Here is a 14,595-nt window from a genome sequence, read left to right on the forward strand (position 1 = left end):
TTGAACTATTGCCTGCAATTAAAGATTAGAGCCGAACAAATATGCCTTTTACACTTGGTCAACGCTGGATCAGCGACACAGAAAGCGAACTTGGATTAGGAACGGTAGTGGCGCTGGATGCGCGTATGGTCACTCTCCTCTTCCCCGCCACCGGTGAAAACCGTCTGTATGCTCGCAATGATTCCCCTGTCACCCGCGTGATGTTCAACCCGGGCGACACCGTTACCAGCCATGAAGGCTGGCAGCTGAAGATTGAAGACGTAAAAGAAGAGAATGGACTGCTTGCCTACATCGGGACTCGCCTCGATACCGACGAGACCGATGTGATGCTGCGCGAAGTGCTGCTCGACAGCAAACTGGTCTTCAGCAAGCCGCAGGATCGCCTGTTCGCCGGTCAGATTGACCGTATGGATCGCTTCTCCCTGCGCTACCGCGCGCGCAAGTTCCAGAGTGAGCAGTACCGTATGCCGTGGAGCGGCCTGCGCGGCCAACGCACCAGCCTGATCCCCCACCAGTTAAACATCGCCCATGACGTGGGCCGTCGCTATGCGCCGCGCGTCCTGCTGGCCGATGAGGTGGGTTTAGGCAAAACCATCGAAGCAGGCATGATTTTGCATCAACAGCTGCTCTCCGGCGCGGCCGAACGTGTGCTGATTGTGGTGCCGGAAACCCTGCAGCACCAGTGGCTGGTTGAGATGCTGCGCCGCTTCAACCTGCGCTTCTCCCTGTTTGACGATGAACGATACGCCGAAGCCCAGCACGATGCCGATAACCCGTTCGAAACCGAACAGCTGGTGATCTGCTCCCTGGACTTCGTCCGCCGCAGCAAACAGCGTCTCGAACACCTGTGTGATGCCGAGTGGGACATTATGGTGGTCGACGAAGCCCACCACCTGGTGTGGAGCGAAAAGGCCCCGAGCCGTGAGTACATGGCGATTGAGCAGCTGGCCGAACGCGTGCCGGGCGTGCTGCTGCTGACCGCGACGCCGGAGCAGCTGGGTCTGGAGAGCCACTTTGCGCGTCTGCGCCTGCTGGATCCAAACCGCTTCCACGATTTTGAGCTGTTTGTTGAAGAGCAGAAAAATTACCGCCCGGTAGCCGATGCGGTGGCCCTGCTGCTGGCAGGAAAGCACCTCTCCAACGAGGAGCTCAACACCCTGAGCGAACTGATTGGCGAACAGGATATCGAGCCTTTACTGCAGGCCGCCAACAGCGATCGTGACGGTGCGGAAGCCGCGCGTCAGGAGCTGGTCTCCATGCTGATGGACAGGCACGGCACCAGCCGCGTGCTGTTCCGTAACACCCGTAACGGGGTGAAAGGTTTCCCGAAACGCGAGCTGCACACCATCCGTCTGCCGCTGCCAACCCAGTACCAGACGGCGATCAAGGTCTCCGGCATCATGGGCGCACGTAAAACGGCGGAAGAACGCGCCCGCGATATGCTCTACCCGGAACAGATTTATCAGGAATTTGAAGGCGACAGCGGCACCTGGTGGAACTTCGACCCGCGCGTTGAGTGGCTGATGGGCTATCTGACCGCCAACCGCTCGCAGAAGGTGCTGGTGATCTGTGCCAAAGCCGCCACCGCGCTGCAGCTCGAGCAGGTTCTGCGCGAGCGGGAAGGTATCCGCGCGGCGGTGTTCCATGAAGGTATGTCGATTATCGAACGCGACCGCGCGGCGGCGTGGTTCTCCGAAGAGGACAGCGGCGCCCAGGTGCTGCTCTGTTCCGAAATCGGCTCCGAAGGGCGTAACTTCCAGTTCGCCAGCCGTCTGGTGATGTTCGATCTGCCCTTCAATCCGGATCTGCTGGAGCAGCGTATCGGCCGTCTGGATCGTATTGGTCAGGCCCACGACATTCAGATCCACGTCCCGTATCTGGAAAAAACCGCCCAGTCCGTACTGGTGCGCTGGTTCCACGAAGGGCTGGATGCGTTTGAACATACCTGCCCGACCGGCCGTACCATTTACGACAAAGTGCATAGCGAGCTGACCGGTTACCTGGCGACGCCGGAAAACACCGACGGTTTCGACGACCTGATTAAAATCTGTCGCGAGCAGCACGAAGCGCTGAAAGCGCAGCTGGAGCAGGGCCGTGACCGTCTGCTGGAGATCCACTCCAACGGCGGCGAAAAGGCCCAGGCGCTGGCGGAGAGCATCGAAGAGCAGGATGACGATACCAGCCTGATCAGCTTCGCCATGAACCTGTTTGATATCGTCGGTATTAATCAGGACGATCGTGGCGAGAACATGATTGTGCTGACCCCGTCCGATCACATGCTGGTTCCGGATTTCCCGGGCCTGCCGGAAGATGGCTGCACCATCACCTTTGAGCGTGATGTGGCGCTGTCCCGCGAAGACGCGCAGTTCATCACCTGGGAGCATCCGCTGATCCGCAACGGCCTGGATCTGATCCTCTCCGGCGATACCGGCAGCAGCACCATTTCGCTGCTGAAGAACAAGGCGCTGCCGGTGGGTACCCTGCTGCTGGAGCTGATCTACGTGGTTGAAGCCCAGGCGCCGAAACAGCTGCAGCTCAGCCGCTTCCTGCCTGCCACTCCGGTGCGTCTGCTGCTGGATAAGAACGGTACCAACCTGGCAGCGCAGGTCGAGTTTGAGAGCTTCAACCGTCAGCTGAGCGCAGTTAACCGCCACACCGGCAGCAAGCTGGTGAACGCGGTGCAGCAGGACGTGTATACCATTCTGCAGCAGGGTGAACCTCAGATTGAGAAAGCGGCGCGGGCACTGATTGACGCCGCGCGCAGCGAAGCGGATGAAAAACTGTCTGCGGAGCTGTCGCGTCTGGAAGCCCTGCGCGCGGTGAACCCGAACATTCGTGATGATGAACTGGCGGCGATTGAAAGCAATCGTCAGCAGGTGCTCGAAAGCCTGAATCAGGCGGGATGGCGTCTGGATGCGCTGCGTCTCATCGTTGTGACGCATCAGTAAGCGGAGCGCAAAATGTTGATGGAACCCTACAATCCGCCGCAGGATCCGTGGCTGGTCATTCTGTATCAGGATGAGCACATCATGGTGGTCAACAAGCCGAGCGGCCTGTTGTCCGTGCCGGGCAGGCTGGACGATCACAAAGACAGCGTGATGACGCGCGTTCAGCGCGATTACCCGCAGGCGGAGTCTGTCCATCGTCTGGACATGGCGACCAGCGGTGTGATTGTGGTTGCGCTGACCAAGGCGGCAGAGCGTGAGCTGAAGCGTCAGTTTCGTGAGCGCGAGCCGAAGAAGCAATACCTGGCGCGCGTCTGGGGACATCCACACCCAGCGGAAGGGTTGGTTGACCTGCCGCTGATCTGCGACTGGCCGAATCGCCCGATGCAGAAGGTCTGCTACGAGACCGGGAAGGCGGCGCAAACCGAGTATGAAGTGCTGGAGTACGCGGCCGATAACAGCGCCCGCGTGCTGTTAAAACCGATTACCGGCCGCTCACACCAGCTGCGTGTGCATATGCTGGCACTGGGTCACCCGATTCTGGGTGACCGCTTTTACGCCACGCCGGAAGCCCGGGCCATGGCGCCGCGTCTGCAGCTGCATGCGGAGATGCTGACCATCACCCATCCAGAATACGGCACGCCGATGACCTTTAAGGCTCCGGCAGATTTCTGATGTTTTGCCCGGCGGCGCGATGCTTGCCGGGCAATCATCTTACTTGAAGCCCTTCTGCTCTTTGATGAGCTCGTACGCTTTCTGAATTTCCTGCGCTTTTTGCTTCGCCATTTCCATCATTTCCGGCGGTAACCCTTTCGCCACCAGCTTATCCGGATGATGTTCGCTCATCAGCTTGCGGTAGGCGCGCTTAATGGTCGTCGGTTCATCGGTGGGCTTCACGCCCAGCACGTTGCAGGCATCTTCCAGAGTTGGGCCACGCTGCGCCTGCTGCCAGCCGCCACCGCCCGTCTGCTGCTGTTGATAGCCGTCGCCAAACTGCGCGCCGCCCTGCATCATGCGCAGGAACTGATCGAACTGGGTACGAGAAATGCCCAGCTCTTCGGCAATGATATAGAGCACCGCACGCTCGTTCGGGTGAAGCGAGCCATCGGCGAAGGCCGCCTGGATCTGAATCTCCAGAAACATCCGAATTAAGTCGAATCGTCCGAAGCAGATGCTGCGAAACTGACGCATTTTTTCGCGCAGGGGATAGTTATCCGCCTTGCCAATGCGAAATGCGTGTTGCGCCGCCGCCCGGGAGTCACCGTGCAGGTTCATGCGGTCCATAAACTGGCTGGCAACATGGATGTCGGCCTCGGTTACCCGCCCCTTGGATTTGGTCAGATGCCCCATCACCTCAAAGGTCGTGGCAAAAAAAAGCGCCTGACGTTCACGCTGGTTGGCAAACCAGGCCATCTTACGACTTCGAGCTTTATCAAACATATGGCCGATAATCAGGCCCAGAACGATACCCCAGAAGCCCGCGCCCATCAGTAAAGCGAACGCCACGCCGATAATTTTTCCCCAATACTGCATATACTCCCCAAATGGTGATGTATTTGATCCCGCGAACGCCATCATTCCGGTGGCCTGGCCACGGTCAATTGAAGGACATCGCCTATAATTTGCATTATCATACTCGTCATTCAATAACGAGCCTATCACCACGGCTTGTTTACGGGCAGGATTAACGCTGGCACTGTGATGATGAGTAAGATAGTCTCTGACCGTTTGCCAGCGATAAGCCACTGATGACGGAACAATAAATAAAACGTATGAAAAAACGTATCCCCACCCTCCTGGCCACGATGATAGCTACTGCCCTGTACAGTCAACAGGGTCTGGCAGCCGATCTCGCCTCGCAATGTATGCTGGGTATCCCCAGCTATGATCGCCCGCTGGTTCAGGGTGATACGAACACGCTACCGGTCACCATCAATGCTGACAATGCGAAAGGGAATTATCCTGACGACGCCGTGTTTACCGGCAACGTGGATATTAACCAGGGCAACAGCCGTTTGCTGGCCGATGAAGTGCAGTTGCACCAGAAACAGCCAGAAGGCGCGGCAGAGCCAGTGCGAACCGTGGATGCACTGGGTAATGTGCGCTATGACGATAATCAGGTCATCCTGAAAGGTCCGAAAGCCTGGTCGAACCTGAATACCAAAGATACCAACGTCTGGGAAGGTGATTATCAGATGGTGGGCCGTCAGGGGCGCGGTAAAGCCGACCTGATGAAACAGCGCGGTGAAAACCGCTATACCATTCTGGAGAATGGGACCTTTACCTCCTGTCTGCCGGGCTCTGATACCTGGAGCGTGGTCGGCAGCGAAGTGATCCAGGACCGGGAGGAGCAGGTGGCGGAGATCTGGAATGCCCGCTTTAAGCTTGGCCCGGTGCCGGTCTTCTATAGCCCGTACCTGCAGCTGCCCATCGGTGATAAACGTCGTTCAGGCTTCCTGATCCCGAACGCCAAGTACAGCTCCAACAACTATTTCGAATTCTACCTGCCGTACTACTGGAACATCGCGCCCAACATGGACGCCACGATCACGCCGCACTATATCCATAAGCGCGGCAATATCATGTGGGAAAACGAGTTCCGTTATTTGACGCAAGCGGGCGCAGGCCTGATGGAGCTGGACTATCTGCCATCGGATAAAGTTTATCAGGATGAGCATCCGACCGAGGGCGATCGCCACCGCTGGTTGTACTACTGGCAACATGCCGGGGTGATGGATCAGGTCTGGCGTTTCAACGTGAACTATACCAAAGTCAGCGATCCGAACTATTTCAACGACTTCTCGTCGAAATACGGTTCCAGTACCGACGGTTACGCCACGCAGATCTTCAGCGCCGGCTATGCGGTTAAAAACTTTGACGCTACGGTGTCGACCCGTCAGTTCCAGGTCTTCAGCAGCCAGAACGCCAGCACCTACGGCGCGGAACCGCAGCTGGACGTTAACTGGTACCAGAACGATGTCGGCCCGTTTGATACCCGTATCTACGGCCAGGCCGTGCATTTCGTGAACACCAATTCCGATATGCCGGAAGCCACCCGTGTTCACCTTGAGCCGACCATCAACCTGCCGGTGTCGAACGACTGGGGCAGCCTGGATACCGAAATGAAGCTGATGGCAACCCACTATCAGCAGAAAAATCTGGACACGTACAACGCCAATAACGGTACGAATCTTGAAGAGTCCGTTAACCGTACGCTGCCGCAGTTTAAAATGGACGGCAAACTGGTGTTCGAGCGTGACGTTAACTGGAGCGAGGGTTACACCCAGACGCTGGAGCCGCGCGCGCAGTATCTGTATGTGCCGTATCGCGATCAGAGCAAAATTAATAACTACGACTCTTCCCTGCTGCAATCCGACTATAGCGGCCTGTTCCGTGACCGTACCTACGGCGGTCTGGACCGTATTGCCTCCGCCAACCAGGTGACGACCGGGGTCACAACCCGCGTTTATGATGATGCTGCCGTTGAACGTTTTAATGCTTCTGTGGGTCAAATCTACTACTTCACAGAATCGCGCACCGGCGATGACAACATTAACTGGGAGAAAAACAATAAAACGGGTTCCCTGGTCTGGGCTGGCGACACTTACTGGCGCATGACCGATCGCTGGGGGCTGCGTGGCGGTCTGCAGTACGATACGCGTCTGGATAACATTGCTACCAGCAATGCCACCATTGAGTATCGTCGTGATGAAGACCGAATGGTTCAGCTGAGCTACCGTTACGCCAGCCCGGAATATATCCAGGCGACATTACCGAACTTTGCTACGTCAGAGCAGACTAAAGAGGGTATTTCGCAGGTGGGCGGTACCGCAAGCTGGCCGATCGCCGATCGCTGGTCGATCGTCGGAGCGTACTACTTTGATACTAATCAGAGTAAATCGGCCGATCAGATGCTGGGCCTGCAGTACAACTCCTGCTGCTACGCGATCCGCGTCGGTTACGAGCGGAAACTTAATGGCTGGGATCCTCAGAAGAATCAGAGCGAGTACGATAACGTCATCGGCTTTAACATCGAACTGCGCGGTCTGAGTTCCAACTACGGTCTGGGTACTCAGCAGATGCTGCGCTCACCGATTCTGCCGTACCGTAGTTCCTTATGATGTGCTTGATTTACAACGTAATCCGCATTGCGGTTAATTGATATGGAAAAAGTATGAAGAACTGGAAAACGCTGCTGCTCGGTATCGCTATGGTCGCGAATACCAGCTTCGCGGCCCCACAGGTTGTCGACAAAGTCGCTGCCGTTGTGAACAACGGTGTGGTACTTGAGAGCGACGTTGATGGTTTAATGCAGTCTGTGAAGCTCAACGCGGGTCAGGCAGGTCAGCAACTTCCGGATGATTCCACACTGCGTCATCAGATCCTTGAACGCCTGATCATGGATCAGATCGTTCTGCAGATGGGTCAGAAGATGGGTGTGAAAATCTCTGATGAGCAGCTCGATCAGGCTATCGCCAACATTGCGAAGCAGAACAACATGTCAGCCGACCAGATGCGCAGCCGTCTGGCCTATGACGGCATCAGCTATTCGACCTACCGTAATCAGATCCGTAAAGAGATGCTGATTTCAGAAGTACGTAACAACGAAGTGCGTCGTCGCGTGACGATCCTGCCGCAGGAAGTCGACGCGCTGGCAAAACAGGTGGGTAACCAGAATGACGCCAGCACCGAGCTGAACCTGAGCCACATCCTGATCCCGCTGTCAGAAAACCCGTCTTCCGACCAGGTTGCTGAAGCGGAAAGCCAGGCTCGTTCCATCGTCGATCAGGCGCGTAACGGCGGTGATTTCGGCAAACTGGCCATCACCTATTCTGCTGACCAGCAGGCGCTGAAAGGCGGCCAGATGGGCTGGGGTCGTATTCAGGAGCTGCCGTCTATCTTTGCCCAGGCGCTGAGCACGGCGAAGAAAGGCGATATCGTGGGTCCAATTCGTTCCGGCGTTGGCTTCCACGTCCTGAAAGTGAACGATCTGCGTGGACAAAGCCAGAGCATTTCCGTCACCGAAGTGCATGCCCGCCACATTCTGCTGAAACCTTCCCCGCTGATGAATGACGATCAGGCGCGAGCGAAACTGCAGCAGATTGCCGCCGATATTCGTAGCGGTAAAACCTCCTTCGCTAACGCCGCGAAAGAGTTCTCTCAGGATCCAGGTTCTGCGAATCAGGGCGGCGATTTGGGCTGGGCGGCAGCCGATATTTACGATCCGGCCTTCCGCGATGCGCTGATGCGAATGACCAAAGGTCAGCTGAGCGAACCGGTTCACTCCACCTTCGGCTGGCACCTGATTGAGCTGCTGGATACCCGTAACGTGGATAAAACCGATGCGGCCCAGAAAGACCGCGCGTACCGTATGCTGTTCAACCGTAAGTTCTCTGAAGAAGCGGCAACCTGGATGCAGGAACAACGCGCCAGCGCTTACGTTAAAGTTCTGAGCAAATAATGAAGCACCATCGTGTTGTCATCACTCCCGGCGAACCCGCCGGGATTGGTCCTGATTTGGTCGTCCAGCTTGCCCAGCGCAGCTGGCCGGTCGAACTGGTGATCTGCGCCGATGCCAGCGTGCTTGAGGCGCGGGCGAAGCTGCTCAATCTGCCCCTCACGCTGCTGCCGTATCAGGCAGAAAATGCTCCCCTCCCCCAGCAAGCGGGCACCCTGACGCTATTACCAGTCCTGCTGCGTACGCCTGTTGTTCCCGGTCAACTGAGTACCGAAAATGGCCACTATGTGGTGGAGACGCTGGCGCGCGCCTGCGATGGCTGCCTGAACGGCGAATTTGCCGCGCTGATCACCGGGCCAGTACATAAAGGGGTGATCAACGATGCCGGCGTGGCCTTTACCGGTCACACCGAGTTTTTTGAAGAGCGTTCGCACAGCGCAAAAGTGGTGATGATGCTGGCAACCGAGGAGCTGCGCGTTGCGCTGGCGACCACGCATCTGCCGATCAAAGCGGTTTCCGACGCTATTACACCGGATCTGCTGCGCGATGTGATTGCCATCCTGCACCATGACTTACGCACCAAATTCGGCATTGCCGATCCGCACGTGCTGGTGTGCGGCCTCAACCCGCACGCGGGCGAAGGCGGTCACATGGGTACGGAAGAGATCGACACCATCATTCCCGTGCTGGACGAGATGCGGGCCCAGGGGATGAATCTTAGCGGGCCGCTACCTGCAGATACTCTGTTCCAACCCAAATATCTCGATCATGCAGACGCCGTGCTGGCGATGTACCACGATCAGGGCCTTCCCGTGCTAAAATACCAGGGATTTGGCCGCGGCGTGAACATCACCCTCGGTTTACCCTTTATTCGCACCTCTGTTGACCATGGCACTGCGCTTGATTTAGCGGGCCAGGGGAAAGCAGATGTCGGCAGTTTTATTACGGCGCTTAATCTCGCCATCAAAATGATTGTTAATACTCAATGAATAATCGCGTCCACCAGGGCCATTTAGCCCGTAAACGTTTCGGGCAAAACTTCCTCAACGATCAATTCGTGATCGAAAGTATTGTTTCGGCTATCAATCCACAAAAAGGCCAGGCGATGGTCGAAATCGGGCCGGGCCTTGCTGCCCTGACCGAGCCGGTTGGCGAGCGTCTGGATGAGCTGACCGTCATCGAACTGGACCGCGATCTGGCAGCACGTCTGCAGACGCACCCGTTCCTCGGGCCGAAACTGACCATTTATCAGCAAGATGCCATGACCATGAACTTTGGCGAACTGTCAGAGAAAATGGGGCAACCGCTGCGCGTGTTCGGCAACCTGCCGTATAACATCTCCACGCCGCTGATGTTCCACCTGTTTAGCTATACTGATGCCATTGCCGACATGCACTTTATGTTGCAAAAAGAGGTCGTCAACCGACTGGTTGCAGGGCCAAACAGTAAAGCGTATGGTCGTTTAAGCGTGATGGCGCAATATTTCTGCAACGTGATTCCGGTACTCGAAGTGCCGCCATCTGCGTTCACGCCGCCACCAAAAGTCGATTCTGCGGTTGTGCGTCTCGTGCCGCATAAAACGAAGCCGTACCCGGTTAAAGAGCTGCGCGTTCTGAGCCGTATCACCACGGAAGCCTTTAACCAGCGCCGTAAAACGATTCGTAACAGCCTTGGCAATCTGTTTACCGTTGAGGTGTTAGCTCAGTTGGGTATCGACCCGACAATGCGTGCGGAGAACATCTCCGTAGAACAGTACTGCAAGCTGGCTAATTACATCAGCGAAAATGCGCCGCCGAAGGAGAGCTAAGCCATGATTGATTCGCCCCGCGTATGTGTTCATGTACAAAGCATCTATATTGAGTCCCAGTCCACGCCGGATGAAGAACGCTATGTTTTTGCTTACACGGTAACCATTCGCAATCTGGGGCGGATGCCTGTGCAGCTGCTCGGGCGCTACTGGCTTATCACCAATGGTAACGGTCGTGAAATTGAAGTTCAGGGCGAAGGTGTGGTGGGTGAACAACCGCACATTGATCCCGGCGAAGAGTATCAGTACACCAGCGGCGCGGTAATCGAAACGCCGCTGGGCACCATGCAGGGCCATTATGAAATGGTCGATGCCGACGGCAATGCATTCCGCATTGCCATTCCTGTTTTCCGTCTGGCTGTTCCAACACTCATTCACTAAACATGTCTACATATCTCATTGGCGACGTTCATGGTTGCTACGATGAACTGATCGCGTTGTTAAAGCAGGTGGATTTTACCCCAGGCACGGACACGCTATGGCTCACCGGCGATCTCGTTGCGCGCGGGCCTGGCTCGCTGGAAGTACTGCGTTTTGTGAAGTCGCTGGGTGACAGCGTGCGGCTCGTCCTTGGCAATCACGATCTGCATCTGCTGGCGGTTTACGCCGGGATCAGCCGTAATAAACCAAAAGACAGGATCACACCGCTGCTGGATGCGCCTGACGCCGATGAGCTCATTAACTGGCTGCGCCGCCAGCCGCTGCTGCAGGTTGATGAAGAGAAGCAGCTGGTGATGGCGCACGCGGGCATTACGCCGCAGTGGGATCTGCAAACCGCGAAAGAGTGCGCACGCGACGTCGAAGCCGTACTCTCCAGCGACTCTTATCCCTTCTTCCTCGATGCCATGTACGGCGACATGCCCAACAACTGGAGCATGGAGCTCAGCGGTGTGGCGCGCCTGCGTTTTATTACCAACGCCTTCACCCGCATGCGCTACTGCTTCCCGAACGGTCAGTTGGATATGTACTGCAAGGATGTGCCGGAAAACGCGCCGACCCCGCTTAAACCCTGGTTTGCGATCCCCGGACCGGTAACGGATCATTACAGCGTGATCTTTGGTCACTGGGCGTCACTGGAGGGCAAAGGTACGCCTGAAGGCATTTACGGGCTGGATACCGGCTGCTGCTGGGGTGGAGAACTCACCTGTCTGCGCTGGGAAGATAAAGCGTACTTTGTTCAGCCGTCGAACCGGCATCAGGATTTAGACGAGAGTGAAGCGGTAGCGTCGTAACAGAGAGCTGCACCTCTCCCGTCGGGAAAGGTGCAGTAAAACATTAGCGGCGTTCAAGGATCTCAAAGCAGTAGCTGTGCGAATTTTGCGCGTCTGCGTCGTGGAATTCGCTAAATACCGATTCCCACTCGTCAGGATCGTAGTCCGGGAAATGGGTATCCCCTTCCACTTCAGCATCAATGTGTGTCAGATATAATTTCTGCGCTTTCGGCAGGAATTGCTCGTACACACGGCCTCCACCAATCACCATGATCTCTTCGGCATCGCCGCAGGCAGCAATGGCTTCGTCAATGGATTTCACCCACTCAACACGCTCATCCGTGCCGGGCTGGCTGCTTATTACGATATTTTTACGGCCCGGTAAAGGACGCCCGATTGACTCCCAGGTCAGGCGCCCCATTACTACCGGCTTGTTCAACGTAGTACGTTTAAACCACGCGAGATCGGCAGGCAGATTCCACGGCATGGCGTTTTCCATGCCAATCACGCGATCTACCGCAAGCGCCGCAATCAGACTGATCATTGATTATTTCCCGGATGCAAAAAATTGCCGCCACTATACGGAAAGCTTAATCTTTCGTCGACTGGCGGCAGAGTAAAGAACAGGAAATTTTTTATATTTGCTGGCAACCCCTCTTCACGCCAGTGGTTTACTCTCCGGCTCGTCTCCCGGATCGCCCGTATGCTTACCCTCTTCGGTTCCCTGCCAGCCGTGGCGCTGCGTCAGCGAGAGGTGATTACGATCTTCATTGATGATGTCCATCAGCATGGCACTGGTGCGTTTAACGACCGCCGCGCGCGACGTGGCATCGTTCTCTGCCATTTCAGCCATCTCTTCGACCATCTCAATATTAAACCGGCGGAACAGATCGGCCCGTTCCCGGGCTTCATACGCCCCGAGCCCGAGACTCTCCAGCGCCAGCCGACCTGATTTTAATGCCCCTTCAAAGGTCTCACGCTCCGGCGCATCAACACCGATCTGACGCAGCTTGATGTAATGATCGATATCGCGCGCCCGGGAAATGATTTTCAGATGCGGGAAATGGGTCTTCGCCAGCTCGACCAGTTGCAGGCTGTTCTTCGGATCGTCGATCGCGTTAATCAGCACTTCGGCCTTCTGCGCCCCGGCGGACTCCAGCAGATCCACCCGCGTGGCGTCGCCGTAAAAGACCTTCATATCAAATTTGCGCAAGGTCTCAATATGATCCGGATCGTGATCGAGGATGACCATCTTGACGCCACTGGAGAGCAGCAAACGGCCTGCGATCTGACCGAAACGGCCAAATCCGGCGATGATCACCCGCGGCTGTTCTTCGTCAATTTCATCCGCCTCACGCTCCTGACCACTGCTGGCCGCGTCCAGACGGGTCAACACCACCAGCAGCAGCGGCGTCACCGCCATCGAAAGCGCCACCGCCAGCGTCAGCGCCTTCGCCCACTCCGGATCGAGCACGTTCGCCATGCTGGCCGCGCCAAACACCACGAACGCAAATTCACTCCCCTGCCCCAGCAGCACCGCAAACCAGCGGCGCTGTTTTCCGGGCACCTTCAGCGGGCGGGCGACCAGCCAGAGCATCGCCATTTTAATCACCAGGAAGCCCACCAGCAGGATCGCGATGCGCAGCGGATGGGTCACTAAGGTGCCGAAGTCGACGGACATGCCGACGCCAATGAAAAACAGCCCCAGCAGCAGCCCCTTAAAGGGCTCGATATCGCTTTCCAGCGCGTGACGATACTCCGAACTTGCCAGCAGCACCCCTGCCAGGAACGCGCCCATCGCCATAGAAAGCCCCGCCTCTTCCAGCATCAGGCCGAAGCCGAAGACCAGGAACAAGGCCACGGCGCTGAACACTTCCCGCAGGCCGGAACGGGCGACAAAGCGCAGCAGCGGTCGGCTGACGTAGCGTCCGAGCAGGACCACCAGGGTTAACGCCCCGGCGACCTTTAATGCCGAAAGGGCAAAAGCACCGAGGGTGGTGGAGGCCCCGGAAACGGCCAGCAGCGGGATCATTGCCACCAAAGGAATGGCCGCAATATCCTGGAACAGCAGCACCGAGAAGGCGCTGCGCCCCATTTGGGAAACCGTCAGGTTACGCTCGTTCATGGCCTGCATGGCGATAGCCGTGGAGGAGAGGGCCAGCGTCATACCGATCAGCTCCGCCACCTTCCAGTCCATGCCCAGCAGGATGCAGAATCCGCCCAGCAGCAGACCGCAGGCCACCATCTGCAATGCCCCGCCGCCAAATACCGAGGCGCGCAGCTTCCACAGTCGACGCGGATCCAGCTCCAGGCCAATAACAAACAGCATCAGCACCACACCGATTTCGGCAAAGTGCAGAATCGACTCGGCGTCGGTGACCAGCCGGAATCCCCAGGGCCCAATTACGCAGCCCGCGATCAGATACCCCAGCACTGAGCCGAGCCCGAGGCGTACCGCAACCGGCACAATCAGCGCCGCGGCGCCTAAATAGATCAGCGCCTGAATCAGCGTATGGCTATCCATGGTGCGCCTCCTGCCAGTCGAGTAAACGTTGTTTATAGTGTCGGGCCTGGGCCTGTAGCGTTTCGTCGTCACAAACAAAGGTACAGTGCATGGCAAACGGCGGGAGCCAGTTCAGTCCACAATAGAGCGCGGTCGCCTGCAGCGGTTGCGCCAGCACCTCAAAACCGGGGAAGGATCCGATATCAAAATGGCTTTCGCCGCCGCCAGTGGTCACCGCCCACAGCAGGCTTTTGCCCCTGAGCGCCTTGCCGTTATGGCCGTATGCCCAGCCGTGCGAGAACACTTTATCGATCCACAGCTTTAGCAGCGGTGGCGTGCTGTACCACTGCATCGGGTGTTGCCAGACGATCAAATCTGCCCTGGCGATCGCCTCCTGTTCGGCAGCGATATCAATATTAAAGTCAGGATAGAGCTGATAGAGCGAGCGGATCTCTACGCCCTCCAGCGTCTTAACCTGATCAAGCATCCGTTTGTTCGCATGGGAGTGATGCGGGTAAGGATGGGCGTAAATAATGAGGATCATGATTACCCTGATTGAACTGCTATCTGGTTGTGACAGTCAGTGTAGACAGGAAAGCCCGGCGTTTGAAGGGCTCTGTGCTCGCGCTGGCGTTAACCGCAACGATTGATAAACCCCTTTAGGTTAAAAT

At 56.8% G+C, this 14,595-nt stretch carries 12 protein-coding genes; 8 read left to right on the top strand and 4 right to left on the bottom strand.

What is annotated here, in order from left to right; all coding sequences use genetic code 11:
* The first annotated feature begins 41 nt into the window (after positions 1–41).
* A complete protein-coding gene (gene rapA / locus V7Q49_RS11955) occupies positions 42–2,948 on the top strand; it encodes an RNA polymerase-associated protein RapA (protein ID WP_333851495.1) in 2,907 nt (968 codons plus the stop codon).
* A gap of 12 nt (positions 2,949–2,960) precedes the next feature.
* A complete protein-coding gene (gene rluA / locus V7Q49_RS11960; protein WP_333851497.1) occupies positions 2,961–3,620 on the top strand; it encodes a bifunctional tRNA pseudouridine(32) synthase/23S rRNA pseudouridine(746) synthase RluA in 660 nt (219 codons plus the stop codon).
* Between the two features lie 39 nt (positions 3,621–3,659).
* Here the strand turns inward: rluA and djlA are convergent, their stop codons facing one another.
* A complete protein-coding gene (gene djlA / locus V7Q49_RS11965) occupies positions 3,660–4,478 on the bottom strand; it encodes a co-chaperone DjlA (protein ID WP_333851498.1) in 819 nt (272 codons plus the stop codon).
* 239 nt (positions 4,479–4,717) lie between these two features.
* Here djlA and lptD point away from each other — a divergent pair, with 239 nt between their 5' ends.
* Genes lptD through apaH form a run of 6 tightly spaced genes read left to right on the top strand, consistent with a single transcriptional unit; the run spans position 4,718 to position 11,442 of the window.
* Positions 4,718–7,066: an LPS assembly protein LptD gene (gene lptD / locus V7Q49_RS11970; RefSeq protein WP_333851499.1), complete on the top strand. Its 2,349-nt coding sequence runs from the start codon at positions 4,718–4,720 to the stop codon at positions 7,064–7,066.
* 53 nt (positions 7,067–7,119) lie between these two features.
* On the top strand, positions 7,120–8,406 hold the full coding sequence (gene surA / locus V7Q49_RS11975) for a peptidylprolyl isomerase SurA (RefSeq protein ID WP_333851500.1): 1,287 nt from the start codon (positions 7,120–7,122) through the stop codon (positions 8,404–8,406).
* Positions 8,403–9,392 carry a 4-hydroxythreonine-4-phosphate dehydrogenase PdxA gene (pdxA, locus tag V7Q49_RS11980; protein ID WP_333852406.1) on the top strand — a complete coding sequence of 330 codons (990 nt, stop codon included), beginning with the start codon at positions 8,403–8,405 and terminating at the stop codon, positions 9,390–9,392. Before surA ends, pdxA begins: the two co-directional genes overlap by 4 nt.
* A complete protein-coding gene (gene rsmA / locus V7Q49_RS11985; protein ID WP_333851501.1) occupies positions 9,389–10,210 on the top strand; it encodes a 16S rRNA (adenine(1518)-N(6)/adenine(1519)-N(6))-dimethyltransferase RsmA in 822 nt (273 codons plus the stop codon). The genes pdxA and rsmA overlap by 4 nt, the downstream gene beginning before the upstream one ends.
* A gap of 3 nt (positions 10,211–10,213) precedes the next feature.
* Positions 10,214–10,591 (top strand): Co2+/Mg2+ efflux protein ApaG, encoded by a 378-nt coding sequence (gene apaG / locus V7Q49_RS11990; RefSeq protein ID WP_333851502.1) that lies wholly within the window; start codon positions 10,214–10,216, stop codon positions 10,589–10,591.
* A 2-nt stretch (positions 10,592–10,593) separates the two neighbouring features.
* The gene (gene apaH, locus V7Q49_RS11995; RefSeq protein ID WP_333851503.1) at positions 10,594–11,442 is read left to right on the top strand and encodes a bis(5'-nucleosyl)-tetraphosphatase (symmetrical) ApaH; all 849 of its coding nucleotides are present in this window, start codon (positions 10,594–10,596) and stop codon (positions 11,440–11,442) included.
* 43 nt (positions 11,443–11,485) lie between these two features.
* Here apaH and folA read toward each other — a convergent pair whose 3' ends face one another.
* The 3 genes from folA to kefF form a co-directional block, all read right to left on the bottom strand.
* A complete protein-coding gene (folA, locus tag V7Q49_RS12000; RefSeq protein WP_039030411.1) occupies positions 11,486–11,965 on the bottom strand; it encodes a type 3 dihydrofolate reductase in 480 nt (159 codons plus the stop codon).
* Between the two features lie 114 nt (positions 11,966–12,079).
* Positions 12,080–13,945 carry a glutathione-regulated potassium-efflux system protein KefC gene (kefC, locus tag V7Q49_RS12005; protein ID WP_333851506.1) on the bottom strand — a complete coding sequence of 622 codons (1,866 nt, stop codon included), beginning with the start codon at positions 13,943–13,945 and terminating at the stop codon, positions 12,080–12,082.
* Positions 13,938–14,468, bottom strand: coding sequence for a glutathione-regulated potassium-efflux system oxidoreductase KefF (kefF, locus tag V7Q49_RS12010; protein WP_333851508.1), 531 nt, complete (start codon positions 14,466–14,468; stop codon positions 13,938–13,940). Before kefF ends, kefC begins: the two co-directional genes overlap by 8 nt.
* Positions 14,469–14,595: the final 127 nt, after the last annotated feature.

This window comes from Leclercia sp., from assembly GCF_036780805.1.
Taxonomy (GTDB): domain Bacteria; phylum Pseudomonadota; class Gammaproteobacteria; order Enterobacterales; family Enterobacteriaceae; genus Enterobacter.